Origin of the sequence: Actinospica robiniae DSM 44927 (genome assembly GCF_000504285.1) — a bacterium.
In the GTDB taxonomy this organism is placed as follows: Bacteria; Actinomycetota; Actinomycetes; order Streptomycetales; family Catenulisporaceae; genus Actinospica; species Actinospica robiniae.
This window is the reverse complement of record NZ_KI632511.1, coordinates 7477003-7501706: the sequence shown is the minus strand read 5'-3', so window position 1 is coordinate 7501706 and position 24704 is coordinate 7477003. Positions and strand designations below refer to the sequence as shown.

Annotated in this window: 22 protein-coding genes; all 22 read right to left on the bottom strand. The window is 72.3% G+C overall.

Features of this window, described 5'->3' with window-relative positions:
* Positions 1–49 precede the first annotated feature (49 nt).
* The 22 genes from ACTRO_RS50535 to ACTRO_RS32195 all read right to left on the bottom strand — a co-directional run bounded on the left by ACTRO_RS50535 (position 50) and on the right by ACTRO_RS32195 (position 24660).
* The gene (locus ACTRO_RS50535) at positions 50–1735 is read right to left on the bottom strand and encodes a serine/threonine-protein kinase (protein WP_157436572.1); all 1686 of its coding nucleotides are present in this window, start codon (positions 1733–1735) and stop codon (positions 50–52) included.
* A 141-nt stretch (positions 1736–1876) separates the two neighbouring features.
* The gene (locus ACTRO_RS32295) at positions 1877–2989 is read right to left on the bottom strand and encodes a DivIVA domain-containing protein (RefSeq protein WP_034269247.1); all 1113 of its coding nucleotides are present in this window, start codon (positions 2987–2989) and stop codon (positions 1877–1879) included.
* 69 nt (positions 2990–3058) lie between these two features.
* Positions 3059–3346 (bottom strand): YggT family protein, encoded by a 288-nt coding sequence (locus ACTRO_RS32290; protein WP_034269244.1) that lies wholly within the window; start codon positions 3344–3346, stop codon positions 3059–3061.
* 59 nt (positions 3347–3405) lie between these two features.
* Positions 3406–4071, bottom strand: coding sequence for a cell division protein SepF (locus ACTRO_RS50530; RefSeq protein WP_034269241.1), 666 nt, complete (start codon positions 4069–4071; stop codon positions 3406–3408).
* Between the two features lie 108 nt (positions 4072–4179).
* On the bottom strand, positions 4180–4920 hold the full coding sequence (locus tag ACTRO_RS32280; protein WP_157436571.1) for a YggS family pyridoxal phosphate-dependent enzyme: 741 nt from the start codon (positions 4918–4920) through the stop codon (positions 4180–4182).
* A complete protein-coding gene (pgeF, locus tag ACTRO_RS32275; RefSeq protein ID WP_034269238.1) occupies positions 4914–5648 on the bottom strand; it encodes a peptidoglycan editing factor PgeF in 735 nt (244 codons plus the stop codon). The genes ACTRO_RS32280 and pgeF overlap by 7 nt, the downstream gene beginning before the upstream one ends.
* A gap of 45 nt (positions 5649–5693) precedes the next feature.
* Positions 5694–6830: a cell division protein FtsZ gene (ftsZ, locus tag ACTRO_RS32270; protein WP_034269235.1), complete on the bottom strand. Its 1137-nt coding sequence runs from the start codon at positions 6828–6830 to the stop codon at positions 5694–5696.
* Positions 6831–7064: 234 nt separating this feature from the next.
* Positions 7065–7877 (bottom strand): cell division protein FtsQ/DivIB, encoded by an 813-nt coding sequence (locus ACTRO_RS32265; protein WP_051451721.1) that lies wholly within the window; start codon positions 7875–7877, stop codon positions 7065–7067.
* An 8-nt stretch (positions 7878–7885) separates the two neighbouring features.
* Entirely contained in the window at positions 7886–9337 is a 1452-nt protein-coding gene (gene murC, locus ACTRO_RS32260; protein ID WP_051451720.1) for a UDP-N-acetylmuramate--L-alanine ligase, read from the bottom strand.
* Positions 9337–10452, bottom strand: coding sequence for an undecaprenyldiphospho-muramoylpentapeptide beta-N-acetylglucosaminyltransferase (gene murG / locus ACTRO_RS32255; RefSeq protein WP_034277686.1), 1116 nt, complete (start codon positions 10450–10452; stop codon positions 9337–9339). Before murG ends, murC begins: the two co-directional genes overlap by 1 nt.
* A 14-nt stretch (positions 10453–10466) precedes the next feature.
* Positions 10467–11759 carry a putative lipid II flippase FtsW gene (ftsW, locus tag ACTRO_RS32250; RefSeq protein ID WP_051451719.1) on the bottom strand — a complete coding sequence of 431 codons (1293 nt, stop codon included), beginning with the start codon at positions 11757–11759 and terminating at the stop codon, positions 10467–10469.
* Positions 11760–11884: 125 nt separating this feature from the next.
* Positions 11885–12316, bottom strand: coding sequence for a GNAT family N-acetyltransferase (locus tag ACTRO_RS32245; protein WP_034269233.1), 432 nt, complete (start codon positions 12314–12316; stop codon positions 11885–11887).
* A 9-nt stretch (positions 12317–12325) separates the two neighbouring features.
* Positions 12326–13219 (bottom strand): hypothetical protein, encoded by an 894-nt coding sequence (locus ACTRO_RS32240; protein WP_034269231.1) that lies wholly within the window; start codon positions 13217–13219, stop codon positions 12326–12328.
* A gap of 137 nt (positions 13220–13356) precedes the next feature.
* Positions 13357–14796, bottom strand: a complete 1440-nt coding sequence (gene murD, locus ACTRO_RS32235) for a UDP-N-acetylmuramoyl-L-alanine--D-glutamate ligase (RefSeq protein ID WP_034277682.1) — start codon at positions 14794–14796, stop codon at positions 13357–13359.
* Positions 14797–14876: 80 nt separating this feature from the next.
* Positions 14877–15941 (bottom strand): phospho-N-acetylmuramoyl-pentapeptide-transferase, encoded by a 1065-nt coding sequence (gene mraY, locus ACTRO_RS32230; protein ID WP_034269228.1) that lies wholly within the window; start codon positions 15939–15941, stop codon positions 14877–14879.
* Positions 15941–17380, bottom strand: coding sequence for a UDP-N-acetylmuramoyl-tripeptide--D-alanyl-D-alanine ligase (locus tag ACTRO_RS32225; RefSeq protein ID WP_034269225.1), 1440 nt, complete (start codon positions 17378–17380; stop codon positions 15941–15943). Before ACTRO_RS32225 ends, mraY begins: the two co-directional genes overlap by 1 nt.
* A complete protein-coding gene (locus ACTRO_RS32220) occupies positions 17377–18978 on the bottom strand; it encodes a UDP-N-acetylmuramoyl-L-alanyl-D-glutamate--2,6-diaminopimelate ligase (RefSeq protein ID WP_051451718.1) in 1602 nt (533 codons plus the stop codon). Before ACTRO_RS32220 ends, ACTRO_RS32225 begins: the two co-directional genes overlap by 4 nt.
* Positions 18979–19063: 85 nt before the next feature.
* Positions 19064–20917, bottom strand: coding sequence for a peptidoglycan D,D-transpeptidase FtsI family protein (locus ACTRO_RS32215; RefSeq protein ID WP_063628112.1), 1854 nt, complete (start codon positions 20915–20917; stop codon positions 19064–19066).
* Complete coding sequence (gene ftsL, locus ACTRO_RS32210) at positions 20914–21522, bottom strand: cell division protein FtsL (protein WP_157436570.1); 609 nt, start codon at positions 21520–21522, stop codon at positions 20914–20916. The genes ACTRO_RS32215 and ftsL overlap by 4 nt, the downstream gene beginning before the upstream one ends.
* Positions 21523–21628: 106 nt before the next feature.
* A complete protein-coding gene (gene rsmH / locus ACTRO_RS32205) occupies positions 21629–22636 on the bottom strand; it encodes a 16S rRNA (cytosine(1402)-N(4))-methyltransferase RsmH (RefSeq protein WP_245594558.1) in 1008 nt (335 codons plus the stop codon).
* A gap of 69 nt (positions 22637–22705) precedes the next feature.
* The gene (locus tag ACTRO_RS32200; protein WP_034269222.1) at positions 22706–23728 is read right to left on the bottom strand and encodes a LacI family DNA-binding transcriptional regulator; all 1023 of its coding nucleotides are present in this window, start codon (positions 23726–23728) and stop codon (positions 22706–22708) included.
* Positions 23729–23787: 59 nt separating this feature from the next.
* Complete coding sequence (locus tag ACTRO_RS32195) at positions 23788–24660, bottom strand: carbohydrate ABC transporter permease (RefSeq protein WP_084316674.1); 873 nt, start codon at positions 24658–24660, stop codon at positions 23788–23790.
* Between the last annotated feature and the right edge of the window lie 44 nt (positions 24661–24704).

The window sequence follows — 24704 nt, the reverse complement described above, 5'->3', positions numbered from 1 at the left end:
TGAGCTGATCACGTCAGCCCGGGCTCATCCGGCCCGGGCTGACGTGCGTTCAGTTCGGTTGGCAGGCAGCGGCGACAGACGATGCGGTGACGTGGTTGGTGTCACCCTGATGCGCGCTCAGGTCGGTGAGTACGAGCACGATGTCGCCGTCGGGGGCGATCAGCCCGTTGAGGGCGCCGGGCGTGGTGAAGCCGCCCTTGAACGTGGTCTGCTCGATCGTGAACGTGGTGGTGCGCCCGTGCGCGGTGACTTCGTAGACGGCTTGGCCCGACGACGGGTCGGTGTTCGCGATGTAGACGGAGAGCGTGCAGCGCACCGCGCGGTGGAAGCGGAAGTGCCAGACCGCCTGCGAGGTCGGCGGCGTCGGATCTGTGGCGGCGCCGGACTTGCGGAAGGCGTCGGCCGCCCGGCCGCAGGCCGGATCTCCCCCGCCGACGTCCTCCTCCAGCGTCGGCGATGTGACGGAAAACACACCCCGAGTCGAGGCGGCACAGCCCGGTCCGAGCGTCACCGTGCCTCCTGCGAACCCCGTCGAGGCGGCGCGAGTGCTCGCTGGGCTCCGTGCCTGGCTGCTCGCTCCCGTACTCGGCCAGGGGTGCGCGAGAGCTTGAGCCGCGAACCAGCCCGACGCGCCGAGCGCTCCGACCGCGAGCACGGCGAGCAGCGCGAGTAGGCGGGCGCGGGGGCGACGCCGGCCGCCGGCCGCGACACGGTCTGCGGTGGTGCGCGTGCCGAGGGTCAGATCGTCCGGATCAGAGGCAGGCGGAAGCGGCAGGATCAGCGGCGGCGCGGTGCCGGCCAGCATCTCGACCGGCTCGGCGGCGAGCGCGGCCTGCCGTTCCAGCTCGAAGTCCACGATGCGCAGGGCCGCCGCGGCCACCGCCTCCGCCCGCGGCCTCGCCGCCGGATCCCGGGCCAGGCAGGCCTCGACCAGCGGACGCAGGGAAGCCGGGACGCCGGAAAGACGCGGCTCGCCGTGCACGATCCGGTAGACCACGGCGGCCGGATCTCCCCCGCGGTACGGCGACGACCCCGTCGTGGCGAAGACCAGCACCGAGCCGAGCGCGAAGACGTCCGCCTCGGGTCCGACCGCGCGCGGGTCGGTGATCTGCTCGGGAGACATGAAGCCGGGCGTGCCCATGGCCCATCCGGCCAGGCTGAGGGTGGTCGCGTCTGCCGTGCGCGCGATGCCGAAGTCCACCACCCGCGGTCCGTCGGCGGCCAGGACGATGTTGGCGGGCTTCAAGTCGCGGTGCACCACGTCCGCCGCGTGGATCTCACCGAGCGCGCCGGCCACGCCCACCGCGAGGGCCGCGGCCGCCGCCGGCTCCAGCGGACCGCGTTCGGCCACCAGCCGCTCCAGCGTCGGTCCGGCGATGTACTCGGCCGCCAACCAGGGCGGATCCGCCTCGGCATCCCCGTCGAGGACGCGCGCCGTCCCGTGCCCGTGCACCCGGCGCGCCGCCTGCAACTCCCGTCGAAACCGCGACCACGCTGTCGCGTCCTCGGTCCGGGCCAGGACCTTCACCGCCGCCGGCCCAGCCCGTTCATCCCGTGTGTCCCTGGCCAGGAACACCCTGCCCATGCCGCCCTGCCCCAGCACCGCCTCGATCCGGTAGGGGCCCACCACCCCCGGGTCCGAGGACGCCGGCGGGCGTGGCGGCGCGGGCGCGTATCCGGCGCTCGCCGCGGCGAGCGCGGCCCGCCATCCCAAGGCGGGCGAGGACTGCTCCACACCGGCCAGTCAAGCAGCCGACCGCACGCGCGAGAAGAGGCGCGCGCCGCGCGGAGCGCGACGCTCCGGCGCGTGGTCGACGGCGCCCGGGCTCCGACTCGCCCGGGCCGACCGGCCGTCAGCCGTGGTGGCCGCGTCGGCTCAGGACTCGGGGTCCTCGTCGATCAGGAAACCGCGCATCGGAGACGGCGCCTGCGGGATGCCCGGGTTCGGCTGCGGCGGGACGCCGGGCCGGATCGGGGCCATGGTCTGGGTCATCTGGCTCATCGAGGAGCCGGCCATGGCGGGCGCGGGCATCGGCGGGGCCGGGACCGCGGAGGCGTAGCCGCCCTGCGGGCCGGACTGGCCGAGGCCCGGGACCATGCCCGAACCGCTCGCGCCCATGCCGCCGCCGAACGCGGGTGCGCCCATGTTGCCCATGTTGCCCATACCGGCCATGCCGGGCATCGGCTGCGGGGGCAGCGGAGCCTGCGGGGCCGGAGCGGACGGGCCGGGGCCGAGCTGCGGGACGCCGCCGCCGAAGTTCGACGCCGAGGAGCGGGCCAGCGCGGAGTCGTCGCTGGAGTTGGACTCCAGCTGGCGCATCTGGCTCTCCAGGTACGACTTGAGCCGCTGCCGGTACTCGCGCTCGAACGCGCGCAGGTCCTCGACCTTGCGCTCGAGCGAGGCGCGGGCCTGCTCCAGCGTGCCCATCGCCACGCGGTGCTTCTCCTGCGCGTCACGCTCCAGCGCCTCGGCCTTGCCGCGGGCCTCGCGCTCGAGGCCGTCGGCCCGGGTGCGCGCCTCGCCGACGATCTTGTTGGCCTCGTTGCGGGCCTCCGCGATCGCCTGGTCCGCGGTCTGCTGGGCCAGCGCCAGCACGCGCGCGGCCGAGTCGCCGCCGGGCTGGAACTGCGGCTGCTGCGGGACCGCCATCGCCATCGGCATCGGGGCCGGCAGCTGCGGAGGTATGGGCTGCGGCTCGCGCCGCTGCGGCATGCGGTCCATCGGCACCGGCGCGCGGTCCAGCGGCGGGCGGTCCATCGGCCCGGGGCCGCGGTCCATGCTCGCCTGCTGGGCCTGCTGCTGCGCCTGGGCGGCGGCCCGGGTCGCGGCGGCCAGCTTGGCCCGCAGCTCCTCGTTCTCGCGCAGCAGGCGGGTCAGTTCCGCCTCCACCTCGTCGAGGAAGGCATCGACTTCTTCCTCGTCGTAACCCTCGCGTAGGCGGACGGTCGTGAACTGCTTGTTGTGAACATCCTCGGGGGTCAACGGCATCTCTTCACCTCGGCGTGGTCGTCGGCGTACCGGACAGACAATATCTCGTGTCCTGGCTGTTATGTATCGTCAGATGCTCCCGACGAACTGGATCGCCAGGTACAAGATGATCAGTAACAGAAAGAACGCCAGGTCGAGCGCCATTCCGCCGATGCGCAGCGGCGGGATGTACCGCCGCAGGAACTTCAGCGGGGGATCGGTGGCGGTGTAGGCGGACTCCACGGCAACCAGCATGACACCGTGCGGGTCGTAGGAGCGGGCGAATTGGAAAACCCACGACATGACCAGCCGGAACATGAACAGGATCCAGTACACCCACAGGGCCACAATCACGATCTCGATGACCACATGTCCCATGAGTCACACCGTTCCTTCCGGAGCGCCGTCACCGTCGGCGTCCGGTCGGACACCGCTGGTCAGCTCTGGTTGAAGAACCCGCCCTCGGCGATGCGGGCCTTGTCCTCGGCCGTGACATCGACGTTAGCAGGTGAGAGCAGGAACACCTTCTGCGTCACTCTCTCGATGCTTCCCCGCAGGCCGAAGACCAAGCCCGCGGCGAAGTCGACCAGGCGCTTCGCGTCCGTGTCGCCCATCTCGCTCAGGTTCATGATCACCGGGGTGCCGTCCCGGAAGTGCTCGCCGATCGTGCGCGCGTCGTCGTACCGCTGCGGATGCAGGGTCGTGATGCGGTAGGGCTCGCCGCCGCCCCCGCCGCTGCCGCCGCCCTGCCGCTCGTACGGCTCCGCCAGCACCGCGACCGGCGTCGGCCGGACCGGCTCGGGGACGCCGCCGACCCGGCCGGCCGGGACACTCGGGCGGCGCGGCGCGGCCAGGAAGAGCGGGCGCACCTCCTGCTCGGCCGGCTCGGCCGAACGCACCGGGGCCTCGGCGTAGCGCGGCGCCTGCTGGGCGAAGCGCGGGACGTACTCCTCCTCGCGCTCGTCCTCGTCACGGTGCTGCGACGCGCCGAGCGGGCGCGGCTCGCCCTCCTCCTCGCCCTCGTACTCCTCTTCGTAAGCGTACGGATCGTCGCCCTCGGACAAGCCGAGGTAGACGGCCGTCTTCTTGATGAACCCCGGCATGTGCCCGTCCTTCCGTCGGTGGGCGATGACGCGATGTCGGCGATGGTGCGATGTCTCAGTCAGCGGCTGATCGGCTTTAACCATGAACACTCGCGGTGAATCACGACGTTACCGCAGCGGAGGTCTGCCACCGAGCAAGGCGGACCCGATCCGCACGTGTGTCGCCCCCGCCGCCACCGCGGCCTCCAGATCCCCACTCATCCCCGCCGAGAGTGACATGGCATCAGGATGGACGCCACGCAGTTTCGCGGCAAGGGCCGCGAGCCGCTCGAACGCCGGTTCCGGCGCGGCGCCGAGCGGCGCCACCGCCATCAGCCCTTCGAGCCGAAGCACGCCGCTGCGCGCCACGGCGTCGGCGACCCGCAGCACGTCCTGCGGATGGGCGCCGCCGCGGCCGCCGGCGTCGCGCTCGGCGGCCGGGTCCAGATTGACCTGGACCAGGCAGCGCGGCCTGCGCCCGGCCCGCTCGGCCGCCTTCGCCAGCGCCGCCGCGAGTTCCGGGCGGTCGACCGACTCGATCACGTCCGCATAGGAGACGACTGATTTCACCTTATTGGTCTGCAGCTGTCCGATGAAGTGCCATTCGGGGAAAGGATCCGACGCCGTGTCGGCAAGTGCGGCGGCCACCTCGGCCGCCTTCGGCGCCGCCTCCTGGTCCCGGTTCTCCCCGAACACCCGCTGCCCGAGCGCGTAGAGGTGCAGCGCGTCGACGGCCGGCCGGAACTTCGTCACCGCGACCAGATTCACCTCCTCGGGCGAACGGCCGGCCGCGGCGCAGGCCGCCTCGATCCGGGCCCTGACTCCGGCCAGGTTCGCCGCGATCTCGGCCCGGCGCCCGTCCGCTAGCACGCGCGCTCGATCCAGGCGAAGCCGGCGAACCGGCCGGTGACGCCCTCGCGGCGGTAGGAATAGTGGTCCGCCGACTCCATCGCGCACAGCGGCGAGCGGTGCGCGTTCGCCTCGGCGATCCCGGCCGCGCGCAGCTGCGCCCAGACGCCGCCGGGCACGTCCACCGCCGCGGTCCCCTGCCGGGTCACCGCCCAGGACTCGGGCACCCGCTCGGCCACCTGCGCCCGCATCGCGTCCGGGACCTCGTAGCAGGCCCCGCAGACGGCCGGGCCGGTGTAGGCGATGATCCGCTCGGGCTCGGCGCCGAGCTCGCGCATCCGCCCGACCGTGGCCGGCACCACGCCGGCGGCCATCCCCGGGCGCCCCGCGTGGGCGACCGCCACCACGCCCGCGTCGGGATCGGCGAGCAGCACCGGAGTGCAGTCGGCCACCAGGATGGCGAGGGCCAGACCGGGGACGTCGGTGACGCTGGCGTCCGCCTCCGGGCGCGCGCCGGGCCACGGACCGTGCGCGCGGGCCACCTCGGCCCCGTGAACCTGCGTCAGATACACCACGTGCTCGGGCTCGAGGCCCAGCGACCGCGCGGCCAGCGCGCGGTTGGAAGCCACCACCTGCGGGTCGTCGCCCACGTGGTCGGCGAGGTTGAGCGATCCGTAGGGTGGGGCGCTCACGCCGCCGTGCCGGTCCGAGAAGGCGAACCGGATCCGCCCGTGCTGGTAGATCTCCACGCGCGGAGCCTATCCGGTGCTCCGGGAGGGCGCCGACGGCCGGCGTCAGTTCAGGTTCTTGAGGAAGTCCGGGATGTCGATGTCGTCCTCGGCCCGGGTCGGCGGGATCGGCAGCACCTGGGTGGGCTCGTCGTCCTCCCGGCGCGGCAGCGAGCCGAGCATGCCGTTGACCGCGGTGGTGTTCTCGACCGTCTCGGTGCGGCGCGGCGCGGCGGACTCCCGGCGCTTGGACGGCTGGCCGCCGTCGAAGCCCGCGGCGATCACGGTCACCCGCACCTCGTCGCCGAGCCCGTCGTCGATGACGGCGCCGAAGATGATGTTCGCGTCCTGGTGCGCGGCCTCGGAGACCAGCTGCGCGGCCTCATTGATCTCGAACAGGCCGAGGTCCGAGCCGCCGGAGATGGACAGCAGCACGCCGCGCGCGCCGTCGATGGAGGCCTCGAGCAGCGGGGAGGAGATGGCCATCTCGGCCGCCGCGGTGGCCCGGTTCTCGCCGCGGGCCGAGCCGATGCCCATCAGCGCGGAGCCCGCCTCGGACATCACCGACTTCACGTCGGCGAAGTCCAGGTTGATCAGGCCCGGGGTGGTGATCAGGTCGGTGATCCCCTGGACGCCGCTGAGCAGCACCTGGTCGGCCGACTTGAACGCGTCGAGCACGGTGGCGCCGGGCGCGGAGATGGACAGCAGCCGGTCGTTCGGGATCACGATGAGGGTGTCGACCTCCTCGCGCAGCGCGGAGATGCCCTCCTCGGCCTGGGTGGCCCGGCGCCGTCCCTCGAAGGTGAACGGCCGGGTGACCACGCCGATGGTCAGCGCGCCGAGCGAACGGGCGATCCGGGCCACCACGGGGGCGCCGCCGGTGCCGGTGCCGCCGCCCTCGCCGGCGGTGACGAACACCATGTCCGCGCCCTTGATGACCTCTTCGATCTCCTCGGCGTGGTCGTCCGCGGCCTTCTTGCCGACTTCGGGATTGGCGCCGGCGCCGAGCCCGCGGGTCAGTTCACGGCCGACGTCGAGTTTGACGTCGGCGTCGCTCATCAACAGCGCCTGCGCATCCGTGTTGATCGCGATGAACTCGACACCCTTGAGTCCGACCTCGATCATACGGTTGATGGCGTTGACACCGCCGCCGCCGATGCCCACGACTTTGATGACGGCGAGGTAGTTCTGGGGTGCACCCACGATTCGAAGGCCTCTCGCACTGGTGAGTTGGTCCGCCGCGGCGCGCACGGGTGGCCGCGCACACGGTCCGCTCAAAGACTTTATCGCCCCTGACGGCCGTCAACATCATCTCGATGACTCGATCGACGACACGACAGTAGGTCGCCGGACGCACGCCCCGCAACGAACACGCCGAAACTGACCCCCGGACAGTTTCGCTTATTCTTCCACGCTTCACCGTATTGTCAGGCTATTTCACGACTTCGCCGGGGCATTCGGAGCGCTCACATCGTAGTGGTGGGCGTGGCCCGTGCGCATCAGCGCCACGAGGTCGCGCGCTTTGTCGACGGCGTCGTCGCCACCGCCCCAATTCACCGTGACGCCGCCGGCGAGCGTCAGAGTGATGGCATAGGGATCGGTCGCGGTGATCGAGGAGATGCGCCGGTCCACATCGGCCGGCAGCGCCCGCAGCGCGGCCAGCGCGCCGGGCACCACCTGCGCGTCCTTCGCCGCGCCGGAGACGTCGATCACCGGCAGCCCGGAGCGCGTCTTCGCACTCTGACCGAGCACCACCCCGCCGCCGTCCACGATCGCGTAGCCCCCGGCGTCCGGCACCAGCGCCGCGGGCACCCGCTCGACCACGCTGATCAGCACCGTGCCCGGCCAGTCGCGCCGGACCGTGGCCGAGGCGACCTGCGGAACGCGCTCGATCCGCGCGGCCGCGGCGGCCGGATCGAGCGCGGCCATCGGGCTGCCGGCCGGGATCTGCGCGGCGTCCAGCACGGTCGCGGTGGAGATCGACTTGGCGCCCTGCACCTTGACCGCGCTCACCGCGATCAACGAGGTGTGCCAGAGCACCAGGTAGCCGACCAGCGCGAGCAGGCAGGCGGTGACCGTCAGGGTGACCGCGAGCCGGCGGCGGCGCGACCGGGTGCGCATCCGCGCGGCGTAGAGGCGCGCGGGCAGGTCGGAGACCCGGCCCGATCCGCCCGGACGCCTCCCGGCGGACGTGGCGGTGGCGGCGCCGGCGCGCTCGTTCGTGGAATCTCCGCCACCGGGGCCGGTCATCGCTCAGTTCACCGCCGGGTGACCTGGACGGCGCGCCGGCGCAGCAGCTCGAGCAGGGCCGGGCCCACGGTGGTCACGTCGCCCGCGCCCGCCGTGACCACCACGTCGCCCGCCTCGACCAGTTCGGCCAGCAGCGGGGCCACGTCGGCGGTCACCGGCTCGAACGCGACCTGCGCGGCCGGCAGCGGCACGTCCTCGGCGATGACCGAGCCGTTCACGCCCGGGATCGGGTCCTCACCCGAGCCGGGATAGACCTCGAGCACCACGACGAAGTCGGCCGCGCCGAGCGGGGCGCCGTACTGGCGCAGGAAGGTCTTGGCCCGGGAGTAGCGCTGCGCCTGGAACGCGACGACGAGCCGCCCGTCCCCGGCCAGCTCCCGGTACGCGGCGAGGGTCGCGGCGATCTCGGTCGGGTGGTGCATGTAGTCGTCGTACACGCGCACGCCGGCCGCTTCGCCCTTGAGCTCCATCCGCCGCCGCGCCCCGGTGAAGTGCGTCAGCGAGCCGGCCGCGGCCTCGGGCGCGAAGCCGAGCGTGGTCAGCACGGCCCAGGCGGCGGCCGCGTTCTCCACGTTGTGACGGCCGGTCAGGTTCAGTTCGAGGCCGACCACGTCCGCCTCGGCGCCCAGCTTCGCCGCCGAGCGGCCGCCGGCGAAGGTGACGTCGGAGATGTGCACGTCGGCGGCGTCGGAGAAGCCGTAGCTGACCGTGCGCAGGCCGCGGGACCTCGCGTGCGCCAGGGCGATCCGCGCGCCCGGGTCGTCGCAGCACACGACGAGCACGCCGTCGGGCTTGATCCGCTCCACGAAGGCCTTGAAGGCCTCGTGCACCGCGTCGACGGACTCGAAGTAGTCCGGGTGGTCGAGCTCGGCGTTGGTGATGACCGCGATGTCCGGCCGGTAGTGCAGGAAGGTGCCGTCGGCCTCGTCGGCCTCGGCCACGAACACCGGGCCGCGGCCGGACCGGCCGCTTATCCCGGTCGCCCCGATCTCGCCGCCGACCGCGTAGGACGGGTCCTCGCCGAGCTCGGTGAGGGCGACCGCGATCATCGAGGTCGTCGTGGTCTTCCCGTGCGTGCCCGCGACCACCACCGCTGTGCGCCCGACCATCAGCGAGGCGAGCATGGTGGCGCGGTGCACCACCGTCAGGCCGCGTTCCCTGGCGGCGAGCATCTCGACGTTGTCGCCGCGCAGCCCAGTGCTGACCACCACCGTGTCCACGCCCTCGAGGTTCTCCGGCTTCTGGCCGATCGAGATGACCGCGCCGTCGCGCTCGAGCTCCTCGACGACCGCGGTGCGCTTGATGTCGCTGCCGGAGACGGGCAGCCCGCGCTCCAGCGCGACCCGGGCGACCGGGGCCATGCCGACGCCGCCGATCCCGACGAAGTGCACCCGGCCGAGCTGCTCGGCCGGCGGCACCGGGTCGAGCCGCTGGTGGTAGAGGTCGTGGATGTTGCTCATTACGCTCCTTGCGCCTCAGTCGGCGGCTTTCCCGCGCTTCCGGCCGCTTCGTACACCAGATCGGCGAGCGCCTCGTCGCCGTCGCGGCGGCCGAACGCGGCGGCCGCGGCGCCCATCTCGGCCAGCCGGACCGGGTCGGTCAGCAGCGGGAGCGCGTGCTCCAGCAGCCAGGCCGGGGTCAGCTGCTCGTCCTGCACCAGGATGCCGCCGCCCGCCCGGACCACCGGCTGGGCGTTGAGCCGCTGCTCGCCGTTGCCGACGGGCAGCGGCACGTACACCGCGGGCAGGCCGACCGCGGCGAGCTCCGAGCAGGTCATCATCCCGCCGCGGCCCAGCACCAGGTCGGCGGCCGCGTAGGCGTAGTCCATCCGGTCCAGGTAGGGCACCCGCACGTAGGCGGCGCCGGCGACCGGGAAGACGTCCTGGTCGCGCCAGTTGCCCCGGCCGACCGCGTGCAGGATCTGCACCCCGGCCTCGGACAGGGCGCCGGCCGCGCCCTCGATCGCCTCGTTGAGCCGGCGCGCGCCCTGCGAACCGCCGTAGACCAGCAGCGTGGGGCGGCCCGGCGTGAGGCCGAAGAACGCCAGCGCCTCGTCCCGCAGCGCCGGGCGGTCGAGCCGCGAGATCATCTGCCGCAGCGGCATGCCCAGGTAGCGGCCGCCGCTCAGGCGGCAGTCCGGCGAGCCGGTGGCGATCCAGGCGGTCATCCGCGAGCCGACCCGGTTGGCCAGGCCCGGCCGCACGTTCGCCTCGTGCACCACGATCGGCACGCTGCGGCGCCGCGCGGCGAAGTAGGCCGGCAGCGAGACGTACCCGCCGAACCCCACCACGACGTCCGCCTCCACCTTGTCCAGGATCTCGGCGGCCCGGCGCACGGTGCCGGCCAGCCGGGACGGCACGGTGAACACGTCCATGGTGGGTTTACGCGGCATGGGCACGGCCGGGATCAGCTCGAGCGGGTAGCCGCGCTCCGGAATGAGCTTGGTGTCCAGGCCCTTGGTGGTGCCGAGGCAGGTGATCGAGGACCGCGGATCGCGTCGGCGCAGCGCGTCGGCCAGCGCCAGCGCCGGCTCGATGTGCCCGGCGGACCCGCCGCCGGCCAGCACCGCGTGCAGCGGTCGATCTTCGGTCACGGGGCATGTCCCAACTTCTCGGCGGCTCGGCCACGGGCGCTCGGCGGCCGGGAGCCGAGCTTAGCGGGTGCGGATGAGGAGGCGTAGCCTGCGCCGTCCCGCGGCCCGTCCCCGTCCGCGGCGGCCGGGGCGCCGGTGCCCTGCCGGTACTGCGAACGGGCGAAGGAGAGCAGCATCCCGACCGCCGCCAGCGAGGGCAGCAGCGAGGACCCGCCGTAGGAGACGAACGGCAGCGGCACGCCCGCGATCGGCAGCACGCCGAGCACCGCGCCGAGGTTGATCAGGGTCTGCGCCATCAGCCAGCCGGTGACCGCAGCCGAGGCGAGGCGGACGAAGCCGTCCGTGGCCTGCATCGCTATCCGCAGCCCGGCGTATCCGAGCACGATGAACAGGGCGAGCACGGCCAGCGCGCCGATCAGGCCGAGCTCCTCGCCGATGATGGCGAAGATGAAGTCGGTCTGCGCCTCGGGCAGCTGGCCCCACTTCTCCCGGCTGGCCCCGAGCCCGACGCCGAACCAGCCGCCGGAGGAGAGCGCGGAGAAGCCCTGCGCGGCCTGGTAGCCGGTGCCGGTCGGGTCGGCGGAGGTGCTGGAGAGGAACTCGGTGAACCGGCGCACCCGGCTGGGCCGCATCAGCACCGCCAGCGTGGCCAGCCCGCCCGCCCCGGCGGAGGTGACGGTGAACAGCCGCCCGGGCGCGCCCACCACCCACAGCAGGGCGAACGCGATGGCCGCTATCACCATGGACGTGCCCATGTCCCCGCCCAGCATGACCAGTCCGATGATCAGGCCGGCCATCGGCAGCAGCGGCACGATCAGGTGGTCCCAGCTGGCGAGCCGCTTCTCCTTGCGGTCGAGCAGATCCGCGCCCCAGAGCACGAGCGCGAACTTGGCGAACTCGCTCGGCTGGATGGTCAGCGGCCCGAACTCGAGCCAGTTCTGGTTGCCGCCGGTCGAGACCTGCCCGAAGGCGAGCACCATGAGCAGCAGCAACAGCGACACGAGCAGCAGCGGATAGGCCAGCAGCCGGTAGAAGCGGACCGGCAGCCGCGCCGCCACCGCCAGCAGCGGCACCCCGATCGCCGCGGAGACCGCCTGCTTCGTGATCGTGCCGAGCTCCGGCTTTCCGGAGACCAGGTTGTTCGTCGTCGAGGCCGAATACACCTCGAGCAGGCCGATGCCGACCAGCAGCGTGGTCGCGCCGATCAGCATGAAGTAAGGGGCCATCGGATGCAGCAGCCAACGTCGGGCCTGGACGAGCCCGGTCCGCGCCTGCCCGATCCAGCCCATTGCCGTCAGCCCTTTGCCCTTTCCGCCCCGCCACGCCTACCGGCGAGGTTAGCGCACACGGGCCGGGGACCGGTGCAAGACGCGGGGAACGCGGGGCTCGGCGTGGGTGCCGGCGCGGGCGTCGGCTAGAGCTGATAGCGGTAGAGCCGCGAGTCGCGCACCCCGAACCCGAGCCCCTCGTAAAGCCGCCGCGCCGCCATCCGCGACGGACGCGACGTCAGATCGACCGTCCGCGCCCCCGCCGTCCGGGCCAGCCCCAGCGCGTGCGTGGTCAGCGCCGCCCCCACCCCGTTCCCGCGCGCCGAGGAGTCCACCACCACGTCCTCGACCCAGGCCCGCAGCCCGCTCGGGATCGGGAAGAGCACGAGCGTCAGCGTCCCCACGATCCGCCCGTCCAGCCGCGCCAGCAGCACCGTCGTGCCCTGCCACCCGAGCAGCGCCTCCAGCTCCGCCGCCCCGATCGGCTTCGCGTGCGCCGAAAGCTGCGGCAGCAGCCGGTCGAACGCCTCGACCACCTCGGAGGTCACGGACTCGAGCGGGGAGATCTCAACCGTCATGGAGGGATGTTACGGGGTGTCAGCTTCGGCCGGGGCGTGCGCGGCGAAGACGTCCGCGGCGCACGCGGCGTCGATCGCCGCGTCGAACCACGCGTCGAGCCGCGCCACGTCGGTGCAGTCGGTGATCCTCGAACGCTGGTCGTTGTCCAGCTCGATCGAGCGCGCGTTCAGGATGCGAAGGACGTTGGCAGCTTTGACGTCGCTGTCGTGATCGTCCAGGATCTCCCGGAGGATCGGGGACGTGCGCAGCGTTTCGAGGTCCATAGTCATCATCTTCCTCCAGATGTGTGCGGCGGGAAGGGAACCGAGCCCGAGTTGGACGTAGGTGCCGAGGTCGGCGTAGATCTCGTCGCCGGCCTGGAGCACGGCATCGGCGAGCCTGCGCAGGGCCGTTTCATCGACATCTCGACCATGGATGATCACCGAAAGCGCGCCGAGGTGGACGTTCGACGCGTCGATCTCCGCCGGAATCGGCACGTTCTCCGGGCCGAGCACCCACGGGTTCAGCTCGAGACTCGTCCAGAAACGCGTCGAGATCCGGACAGGAGTGCGCGCCCACGCCGCCGTGTCCAGGTCCTGGCAGATCACGACGAGCATTACCGGGCACTGATAACGCTCGTGCAGATAGGCGACGTAGTAAGGCCGGCTGCGCTGCTTGGCCTTGTCCGGCCTGCTTTGGGCCTCGAATACGACGATGAAAGTGTGTCCGTCTGCCGCTTGGAGGCGCATCACCGAATCGACGCGGCGCTCGAGCGGGGCGAACGTCGTCACGTCGTTCGACAGTTCCCAGGCTTTCACGGTCGGCGGGAACGTCTTCAATCCCACGGCGTGAAAGGTCCGGTCGATCTCTTCCGGATGGTCTCGGAAGAATCGGTGCAGGGTCTCGTGTGTGGAAGTGACCATGCGTCAGAAGATAAGCCCGAAATACGACCGGCACCCCCGCGACGCCTGTTTCTTCGCCACCATCACCGTGACATGCGACGAGCCGCGTGACTCGGGTGGCTCACGCGGCTCGGCTCGTTATCAGTTCATTGCGGTGGCTACCCGGCCTGCGCCGCCTTGCGGGCGCGGACCCGCTCGGCGAAGATCTCGCCGCGCTGGTTGTAGGAGACGAACAGGTCCATCGAGGCGCAGGCGGGGGCGAGCAGCACGGTGTCGCCCTGCTGGGCGAACCCGGCGGCGGCGTCGAGGGCCGCTTCGATCGCGGTCTGGGCGTCCAGGCCGGTGTCGGCGCCGCCGATGTCGGCGATCGGGACGTCGGGGGCCTTGGCCCGCAGCGCTTCGGCGATCAGGGCCCGGTCCTGGCCGAGCAGGACCACGCCGCGCAGGCGCTTGGCGGCCTTCTCCACCAGGGTGTCGAACTCGGCGCCCTTGGCCAGGCCGCCGGCGATCCACACGATGTGCTCGTAGGCCGCGAGCGACGCGGCGGCCGCGTGCGTGTTCGTGGCCTTCGAGTCGTCCACGTAGTCGGCGCCGTCGAGGACGGCGATGAACTCGATCCGGTGCGGGTCCGGGCGGAAGTTGCGCAGGCCGTCGCGCACCGCCTCGACCGGCACGCCGTGCGCCCGGGCCAGCGCCGCGGCGGCGAGGCCGTTGGCGATGTTGTGCGGGGCGTGCGGCTCCACGTCGAAGATCGTGCCGAGCTCGGCCGCCGAGGTCCGGCGGTCCTCGATGAACGCCCGGTCGGCCAGGATGCCGTCCACCACGCCGAACATGGACAGCCCGGGGGCGCCGAGGGTGAAGCCGATGGCCCGGCAGCCCTCGACCACGTCCGCCTCCTCGACCATCCGCTCGGTGATCGGGTCGGCGGCGTTGTAGACGCAGGCGACCTGGCAGCGCTCGTAGATCCGGGCCTTGGCCGCGACGTAGTCCTCCATCGTGCCGTGCCAGTCCAGGTGGTCCGGCGCGATGTTGAGCACCGCGGCGGCCTGCAGGCTCAGCGACTCGGACCAGTAGAGCTGGAAGCTGGAGAACTCGATCGCCAGCACCTCGTACGGCTCGGCCGCGACGACCGCGTCCACCAGCGGGAAGCCGACGTTGCCGCAGGCGACCGCGCGCCGGCCGGCCGCCTCGAGCATCGAGGCGAGCATCCGCACGGCGGTGGTCTTGCCGTTGGTGCCGGTCAGGCCGACCCAGGGTGCGTAGCCGCCGTCCGGCAGCGGCTTGCGCAGCCGCCAGGCGAGCTCCGCGTCGCCCCAGATCGGGATCCCGGCCTCCCGCGCGGCCGCCACGATGGGGGCGGTCGGCGGGATGCCGGGCACGACCACGAGCAGCTCGCAGTCCTCCGGCAGGGTCTTGTCATCGCCCAGGCGCAGCACCGCGCCGAGTTCGGCGACGCGGGTGGCCCGCTGAGTGGTCTGCTCGTCGTCGTAGCGGTCGCACAGGACGACGTGCGCGCCGAGCCCGAGCAGTACCTCCGCGGCGGAGATGCCCACCACCCGGGCGCCGACCACGCACACCCGCAGGCCCTGCCACGGCACGGTGGCCCGGCCGTCCGGGTCGGGTCGGCGCCAGTCCGCGCCGGTGGCCTTGTCCTTGCCGTTCACGGTGCTCACGGTGCTCATTTCGTCGCGGCGAACCCGCCGTAGAAGACGCCTAGGCCCAACGCCACGCATAGTCCCGCGATGATCCAGAACCGGATGACGACGTTGACCTCTGGCCAGTCCAACAACTCGAAATGATGATGCAACGGCGCCATCTTGAACACGCGTTTGCCACCCCGGAGTTTGTACGAGCCGACCTGGATGACCACCGAGAACATCTCGATTAGGAACAGGCCGCCGATGATCACGGCCAGCACCTCGGTGCGCGAGCAGATGGACAGGCCGGCGAAGGCGCCGCCGAGGGCGAGCGAGCCGGTGTCGCCCATATAGATCTTGGCCGGCGACGCGTTCCACCAGAGGAAGCCGAAGCAGGCTCCCATGAGCGAGGCGGCCACGATGGCGAGGTCGAGCGGGTCGCGCACCTCGTAACAGCCTCGGCTGGGCGCGCTGCCGCAGCTCTGGCCGTACTGCCAGACGCCGATGACCACGTAGGCCGCGAAGGCCATCACCGACGCGCCGGTGGCCAGGCCGTCCGCGCCGTCGGTGAGGTTGACCGCGTTGGACCAGCCGGAGATCAGCACGTAGCTGAAGACCACGAACAGCACCGGGCCCAGGCTCAGCCAGCCGATGTCGTAGAGGAAGGAGACGTGGTCGCTGGCCGGGGTGTAGCCCATGGAGTTGGGGAAGTGCAGCACCAGGATGGCGAACGCGATCGCGACCACCGACTGGCCGATCAGCTTCGCCTTGGTCCGCAGGCCGAGCGAGCGCTGCTTGTAGATCTTGATGAAGTCGTCCAGGAAGCCGACCATGCCCAGACCGGTCATCAGGAACAGCACCAGCAGCGCCGAACTGGTCGGCCACTTGCCGGTCAGGCCCTTGGTGACGAAGTAGGCGATGAGGGTGGACAGGACGATCACGGTGCCGCCCATGGTCGGCGTGCCGCGCTTGACCTGGTGCGACTGCGGGCCGTCCTCGCGGATCTCCTGTCCGTAACCGCGACGGGCGAAGAGCTTGACCGCCACCGGTGTGCCGATCAACGAGCACACCAGCGCGATCACGCTCGCGTACAGGACCGCTCTCATCACTGTGGATCCTCCAGCAGGGCTCGGGCCACCCGGCGCAGGCCGACGGAATGGGACGCCTTCACCAGCACGACGTCCCCCGGACGCAGCTGCTCGCGCAGCAGCGCGATCGCCTCGTCCGAATCGGCCACCAGTGTGGTCTCCTGGCCGCCGGAGCCCTCGTGGCCGGCACCGGCGTGGATCATCGCGGCTTCGGCGCCGACGGCCACCAGCCGGTCGATGCGCAAGCGTACGGCCAAACGGCCGATCGCGTCATGCTCCTCCACCGAGCGGTCGCCGAGCTCTGCCATGTGGCCGAGCACCGCCCACGACCGCGCGCCCGGGCGCGAGCGCGCCAGGGTGACCAGGGCTTTGAGACCGGCTCGCACCGACTCCGGGTTGGCGTTGTAGGCGTCGTCGATCACGACGACGCCGTCGGGCCGGGCGGTCACGGCCATCCGGCCGCCGCTCAGCGCCCGCGCCGCGGCCAGGCCGGCGGCGACTTCGGGTACGGACATGCCCACGCCGAGACAGACGGCGGCCACGGCCAGGGCGTTGGAGACGTGGTGCTCCCCGACGACCTGGAGGGCCACGCGCGCCGACGCGGCGTCGGCAAGGTCCGGCTCGGCTCGGCTCAACGAAGCGTCGGCGGCACTGAGCACGAGGGTGAACGACGGGCAGCCGTTCTGGTCGAGCTCGACGTCCTCGGCGCGCACCCGGGCGGAGGGGTGCTCGCCGAAGGTGATCGTCTCCGCCACGGTGCGCACCTCCATCTCGGCCACGTAGGGGTCGTCGGCGTTGAGCACGGCCAGACCCTCCGGCGGCAGCGCCTCGATCAGCTCGCCCTTGGCCAGCGCGGTCTGCTCCTTCGAGCCGAACTCGCCTGCGTGGGCGCTGCCGATGTTGAGCACCAGGCCGACGCGGGGCGGGGCCAGTTCACACAGGTATTTGATATGACCGATGCCGCGGGCGCCCATCTCCAGCACCAGGAACTTCGTGTCCTGATCGGCCCGCAGGACGGTGAGCGGAAGGCCCTTCTCGTTGTTGAAGGAACCCTCGGTGAACACGGTCGGGCCGTGGCCGGAGAGCACCTGGCCGAGCATGTCCTTGGTCGAGGTCTTGCCGGAGGAGCCGGTGAGCGCGATCACCGTGGTGCCGGTCAGCCGCAGCAGCACCTCCCGGGCCAGCCGGCCGAGGGCCGCCTCCACGTCGGGCACCAGGACCCCGGGCACGCCCGCGTCCCGGCTGCCGAGCATCGCCGCGGCGCCCGCCTCGATCGCCGAGGAGGCGTAGTCGTGTCCGTCGGCCTGCTCGCCGTCGAAGGCGGCGAACAGGCCGCCCGGCACGATCTCGCGCGAGTCGAGGAAGGCGGGGCCGGTGACGGTGATCGCGGGGTCGGTTCCGGGGGCGAGCTCGCCGTCCACGATCCGGGCGAGTTCGCCGAGCGTGAGTGCGATCACCCGTGCGCCGCCTCTCGCCCGGCCGCGGCGTGCTGGATCGCGGCGCGCAGGACCGCCGCGTCGTCGAAGGGGTGGATCACTCCGGCGATCTCCTGACCTTGTTCGTGTCCCTTGCCGGCCACCACCACGGTGTCGCCGGCCTCGCTGCGGGCGACCGCGCGGGCGATCGCCTCGGCCCGGTCGGGGCAGACCTCGATCTCGGCCCGCGCCCCGGCCGCCGCCGCGGACCGCGCGCCGACCTCGGCCGCGGCCAGGATGGCCAGCGGGTCCTCGGAGCGCGGGTTGTCGTTGGTGAGGATGACCTCGTCGGCGCCCTCGGCCGCGGCCGCGCCCATCAGCGGCCGCTTGGCCCGGTCCCGGTCCCCGCCGCAGCCCACGACGATGCGCAGCCGCCCGGCGGTGACCGGGCGCAGCGCGGCCAGCACGTTGCTGATCGAGTCGGGGGTGTGCGAGTAGTCGACCACGGCCAGGTACTCCTGGCCGGCCTCGATCCGCTGGACCCGGCCCGGCACCCCGGGCACCGCGCCCACGCCGGCGATCGCCGAGGTCGGCTCGATCCCGGCGGCGATCAGCGAGACGATCGCGGTCAGCGCGTTGGCCACGTTGAACTGGCCGGCCAGCCGGACCGAGGCACCGCGGCGGGCGCCGTCCGGGCCGACCACGGTGAAGGCCGAGCCGTTGATGCTCGAGTCGATGTCCACCGCGCGCCAGTCGGCCGGCTGGCCGGTGGGCGAGATGGTCCAGGTCTCGATGCCGAACCCGCGCGCCCGCTCGGCGATGCGGCGGCCGTACGGGTCGTCGATGTTGACCACGGCCAGCTGCGTGTAGCCGGGCGTGAACAGCTTCGCCTTGGCCTCGAAGTAGTCCTCGAAGTCGGCGTGGAAGTCGAGGTGGTCCTGCGTCAGGTTGGTGAAGGCGGCCACCCGGTAACGGATCCCGGCGGTGCGTCCGTACGCCAGCGCGTGGCTGGAGACCTCCATCGAGACCGCCTGCACCTCGTGCCCGCGCATGGCGGCGAGCAGCGCCTGCAGATCCGGCGCCTCCGGGGTGGTGCGCAGGGTCTTGACGGCGGTGTCGCCGATCCAGGTGCCGGTGGTGCCGATGACGCCGGTGCGCACGCCCGCCGCGCGCAGGCCGCCGTCCATCAGGAAGCTGGTGGTCGTCTTGCCGTTGGTCCCGGTGATCCCGAGCATCGTCATGGCCTCGGCCGGGTGGCCGTAGAGGGCCGCGCCGACCGGGCCGAGCGCCGGGCGCACCTCGGGCACGAGCACGGTGGGCAGACCGGCCTCGGCGGAGAGCTTGGCGCCCTCCTCGTCGGTCAGCACGGCCACCGCGCCGCGGGCGGCCGCGTCGTCGGCGAACTGGGCGCCGTGGGCCAGGGCCCCGGGCAGCGCGGCGTACAGGTCGCCCGGCCGCACCGCGCGGGAGTCGAGGGTGAAGCCGCGCACTTCCAGATCCAGCGCGTCGTGCGTGCCGACGATCCTGGCCTGCGCAAGCGCCGCGGCGAGCTCCTTGAGCGTCCGGCCCGGATCGGCCTGCGGCCGGGGATCGGGGGCCGGAGTGGAAGCGGAGGTTTGAGGGTGGGACGGGGAGGGCACGTTCGGCAGGCTACCGCGTTCTCGCCCCCGCGCGTGCCACGCCCCGCGACCGGCCCGCGCGCCGCTGCGCCGCGTGACGGCCCGGCTACCAGGTGATGGGCAGGTCGGGCGACTTGGCTCCGGTCGGCGCGACGCCCCGCTCCTGCAGGGCGTAGGACATGAGCTTCTGGAACACCGGCGCCGCCACGCTGCCGCCGAAGTGGTTGGCGCCCTGCGGACCCTCCACGTAGACCCCGATGACCAGCTGCGGGCTGTCCGCGGGCGCGTAGCCGATGAACGAGGCGGTGTACCCGCAGTAGCCGCGGCAGGAGGCGACGAAGCGGTTGGCGGTACCGGTCTTGCCGGCCACGCGGTAGCCGGGGATCTCGGCCGTGGCCGCGGTTCCCGCGTCGGAGACCACCGACTCCATCATCTCCGAGACCTGCTTCGCGACCTGCGGGGAGACCACCTGGGCGCGCATCGGCGCGGGTGCCGCGGTGAAACTGCCGTCGGGGCCGACGAAGCCCTTGACCAGGTTCGGGGTCACCCGCACGCCGTTGTTCGCGATGGTGGCGTAGACGCTGGTGGCCTGGATGGCGTTGACGGACAGGCCCTGGCCGAAGGCGACGGTGTACTGCTGCGAGTGGTTCCAGTCGGCGGCCGGGGCGAGGATGCCGGGCGACTCGCCGGGCAGCCCGAGGCCGGAGGCGCGGCCGAGGCCGAAAGCGGAGAAGTAGTCGTACAGTATGGCGTTGCGCTCGGCCATGTTGTTCGGCGAGAGCTGCAGCGAGGTCAGGTCGGTGCCGATGTTGCTCGACTCGGCCAGGATCCCGTTGAGCGTCAGGTGCTCGGTGCCGTGCGGGTCGTCGTCGTGCACGGTGTATCCGTCGCCGGTGTTCAAGGTCGGGGGCACGACCACCTTCGTCCCCGGGTTGGTCACGCCCTGCTGCAGTTCGGCCGACATGGTGACGACCTTGGCCACCGAGCCCGGCTCGAAGACGTCGGAGACGGCGGGATCGCCGAGCTGCTCGGAGGTGGCCGCGGCGAGATTGGTCGGATCATAGGAGGGCGAGGAGGCCAGGGCCAGGACCGCCCCGGTGCGCGGGTCCATCACCACGACCGTGCCGAGCGCGGCGTCGGTGGACCTCACCTCGGCGTCGAGGGCCTGCTGGGCGGCCCACTGGATGTTGCTGTCTATGGTCGTCTGCACCGAGGTGCCGTCGACCGCGGCCTTCTCGTTGATGCCGGTGGTGGGGATCTCGTAGCCGTAAGCGGCCTGATACGAGATCTTGCCGTCGCTGCCGGCGAGCATGCTCTGGTACTCCTGCTCGAGCCCGGCCGCGCCCACGCCCTCGGAGTTGATGAAGCCGACGGCGTTGGCCGCGAGCGCGCCCTGCGGGTAGACCACCTTGGGGTCGGAGTTGCCGGTGATCCCGGCCAGCCCCAGCGCCTTGATCCGCTTCCACACGTCCGGGCTGACCTGGCGGGCCAGCACCGCGTACTGCGAGGTCGAGTTCGCCAGCTTGGTCCGCAGCGCCGCCACGTCGAAGCTGCCGGGCGGGTTGCCGAGGTAGGCGGCCAGCTTCGAGGCGTAGACCGACGGGTTCTGCTTGGCCTGGGCGATCACCAGCGGGTCGGCGATGACGTCGACGGCGTCCACCGACTCGGCCAGCGGCTTGCCCGAGGCGTCCAGGATCGAGCCGCGGGTGGCGTAGAGGGTGACGTCGGCGGTCCGGTCGGCGGCCGCCTTCGCGGCGAACCCGGCGCTGTCGGTGACCTGAAGCTGGATCAGCCGGCCGCCGTAGAGCGAGAAGACGAAGGCGAGCGCGACCAGGCCGACGCGCAGCCGGCGGCGCGGGCGGCCGAGCCGCAGCGGTGCGGCGGGCTTGGCCGGGGCGGCCTTGGCCGCGTCGGCGGGACGGGCGCCGCCGGAGCGCGGCCGGTTCGGGGTCTGGCTCATCGCGGGCTCCCGGATGCTGAGTGACTCGGCGTCGGTTTCGCGTGCGGGGCCGGGCTCGGAGACGTCAGCGACTTCACCGTCGTCTTCACCGTCGCCGTCGTGGCCGTGCCGGCGGACGCTGTCGTGCTCGCCGTGGCCGTGGTGCCCGCCGTCGCGCTCGCCGTGGCGGTCGTACCGGCCGATGCGGAGCCGGACGCGGTCGCGCTGGGCTTGAGGCTCGGCTTCGGCGGGGGCGACGGGGTCGGCGCGGGGCGCGGCGAGCCCAGCACGGCGCCGGTGGTCGGGTTCAGGAACGCCGGCTGCGGGTTCGGCACGAGCCCCTGCGCGGCCGCGGCCGAGGCCAGCGCGGCCGGTCCGGAGAGTCCGGACAGCTGCTGGGAGAGCTGCTGCGCCCGGTCGTTCAACTGCGCCTGGCGTTGTTCGGCCTGCTGCGTCCGGATCGAGTTCTCGTCCATCGCCGTGTTCAGCGACAGCAGCCCGATCAGCCCGGCCAGCAGCACGCCGAGCACCAGCAGGGCGAACGGGATCGCCGACCGCCGCCCGGCCCAGCCCTCGATCACGGCGAGCCGCGGCCCCTGCCCCTGTCTCGACGGTCGCTCAGCCACGAGGGCCAGTATCGCCTACCAAGCGCGGACTATGCGTCAGCAGCGGCGTGCGGCGTGCTGCGACATCCGGCCTCTGACATCGCTTGACGCGGCGTCATCCGCCGCTCTACACCTCGAGCCGGGCCTGCACCGACCCCGGCCGGACCCGCTCGGCCACCCGGAACTTCGCCGAGGCAGCCCGGGGATTGGCCTCGATCTCCTCGGTCGTCGGCTCCTGCGCTCCCCGGGTGAGCAGCTGGAGCACCGGCTCGGTCCCGGGCGGCGCGACCGGCAGCCCGCGCGGCGCCGTGGACTGCGCGCCGGCCGCGAACACGCGCTTGACCCAGCGGTCCTCGAGCGAGTGGTAGGAGAGCACTGCCACGCGACCGCCGACGGCGAGCAGGTCCACCGCGCGCGGGATCGCCCGGCCGAGCACCTCGAGCTCCCCGTTCACCTCGATCCGCAGGGCCTGGAACGTCCGCTTGGCCGGATGCCCGCCGGTACGCCGGGTCGCCGCCGGGATCGCGGTGCGCACCAGCTCGGCCAGCACCCCGGTGCGCTCGATCGGCGCGCGCTGCCGCTCGGCCACGATCGCCTGCGCCACCCGCCGGGCGAAGCGCTCCTCGCCGTAGTCGCGCAGGATCCGGGTCAGCTCGTTCACCCCGTAGCCGTTGACGACCTCGTACGCGGTCAGGGACGCGGTCTGGTCCATCCGCATGTCCAACGGGGCGTCATACGCGTAGGCGAAGCCGCGCTCGCGCATGTCGAGCTGCATGGAGGAGACCCCGAGGTCGAACAGCACGCCGTGGACGCGTTTGACGCCCCGTTCGGCGAGCACGTCCGGCAGCTCGTCGTAGACCGCGTGCACCGCCTCGAAGCGGTCGCCGAAGCGGGCCAGCCGGGCCCGGGAGCGGGCGAGCGCCTCCGGGTCGCGGTCGAGTCCGAACAGCCGCGCGCCCGGGTAGCGCTCGAGCAGCGCCTCGCTGTGCCCGCCGAGGCCGAGGGTGCAGTCCACCAGCACGGCACGCGGAGCCGCGTCCGCGACGTCGAGCGCTTCGACGCACTCGGTCAGCATGACCGGGACGTGCGGAGCCTTCGGGGCCTCCGCTGCCTCGGCCGAATCCAGCCCGTCCACCAGCGGCCGCCTTCGTTCTCGCCCGCGCCGTGCTCCGGCGCCGTCCATCCCGGAGCACTCTACAAGTGATCAGGCGGTCTCCCGGCGCACCAGCTCCACCGGCAGTATGACGGCGGCCGGCTCCTGCCCGTCGAGCAGCGCGAGCAGCAGCCGCACCATCTCCTCGCACACCCGCTTGTACGGCTGGCGCACCGTGGTCAGCCCGGGCCGGCCGGCCGAGGCGGCCAGCGAGTCGTCGAACCCGACCACGGCCACGTCGCCCGGCACCGAGCGCCCGGCCCGCTCGAGCGCGTCCAGCGCGCCGCGGGCCATCAGGTCCGAGGCGACGAACACGGCGTCGAGGTCGGGCGTGCGGCGCAGCAGGTCCTCCATGGCGGCCTGGCCGGACAGCCGGGTGTAGTCGCCGTGCGCGATCAGGCTCTGGTCGAACCCGATCCCGGCCTGCCCCAGCGCCTCCCGGTAGCCGGCCAGCCGGTCCCGGCCGCCGGGCGTGTCCAGCGGACCGGTGACGGTGGCGATCCGGCGCCGGCCCAGGCTCGCCAGGTGCGCCGTGGCCAGCCGGCCGCCCTCGGCCTCGTTCACCGCGACGTACGCCAGCTCCTGCTCGTGCCCGATCGGCAGGCCGCAGGCCACGGTCGGGATGCCGAGCGAGGCCAGCCGGCCTATCACCGGGTTGCCCGCGTGCGTGGAGACCAGCAGCGCGCCGTCGATGTGGCCGCCGGAGATGAAGCGCACCACCCGTTCCAGGTCCGGCTCGCTGTCCGCGATGGACAGCAGCAGCGGGATGTCGTGGGCGGCCAGGGCCTGGGTGCATCCGCGCAGCAGCACCTGGAAGTTGGGGTCCTCGAAGAACTTCTCCTGCGGTTCGGACAGGATGAAGGCCACCGAGCCCGAACGCTGCGTCACCAGCGAACGGGCGTGCGTGTTGACCACGTACCCGGTCTGCTTTATCGCCTTGTTCACGGCGGCGAGCGCCGACGGCGAGACGTTGATCCCGCCGTTGAGCACGCGGGAGACGGTGCCGCGGGACACGCCCGCGGCCGCCGCCACGTCCTCGATCGTCGGGCGCCTCCGCCCGCTGTCGACGACCACTTATGCCCCCATCACGATGTTCAGGCCCGCACCGCGCCGGTGCCTCGGCCACGCGCGGCTCACTTTACCGACCCCGCCGTCAGGTCGACCCGCCAGAAACGCTGGAGCAGGAAGAAGAGCAGGATCAGCGGCAGGATGGAGAGCAGCGCACCGGTGATGACCAGGCTGTAGAGCGAGGGCTGCGAGGTGCCCGCGTCGAGGAGGGTGAACAGGCCCACCGTCAACGGGTACTTGTTCTCGCTGCTGAGCATCAGCCAGGGCAGCAGGAAGTTGTTCCACACCGCCACGAACTGGAACAGGAAGATGGTCACCAGACCGGGCGTCATCATCGGCAGGCTCACCCGCAGGAATGTGCGCCACTCCGGCGAGCCGTCCATCCGCGCGGCCTCGAGCACCTCGTCCGGCACCGAGGCGCCGGCGTAGATCCGGGCCAGGTAGATGCCGTAGGGCGAGATGATCGAGGGGATCAGCACCGCCCAGTAGGTGTTCGCGAGCCCGATCTTGGCCACCAGCAGGTACTGCGGCACTGCGAGCACCACGGCCGGCACGAGCATCCCGACCAGGATCATGGTGAACAGGAAGCCCTTGCCGCGGAAGCGGTACTTGGCGAAGCCGTACCCGGCCATCGCGGACACGATGGCGGACAGGATCGCTCCGCCGCCCGCGTACAGCGCGGTGTTGGCCAGCCAGGTCCAGAACACGCCGCCGTCGTACGAGGTGAGCCCGTCGAAGTTGCTCACGAACGAGCCGGCCGGGCGGAACGGCGCCATGCTGTCCAACTGGGTGTTGGTCTTGGTCGTGGCGACCAGGAGCCAGACGATCGGCAGCAGCGTGTAGAGCGCGCCGAGCAGCAACACCGCGGTCGGCACGATGGAGGTGCGCCGGCCCTGGCGCGGCGCGACACCTTGCGAAGCAGTGGTCAAAAAGCTCATGCGGTCACCTCGACGATGTGCTGGCGCGTGCATGAGCGCACTGT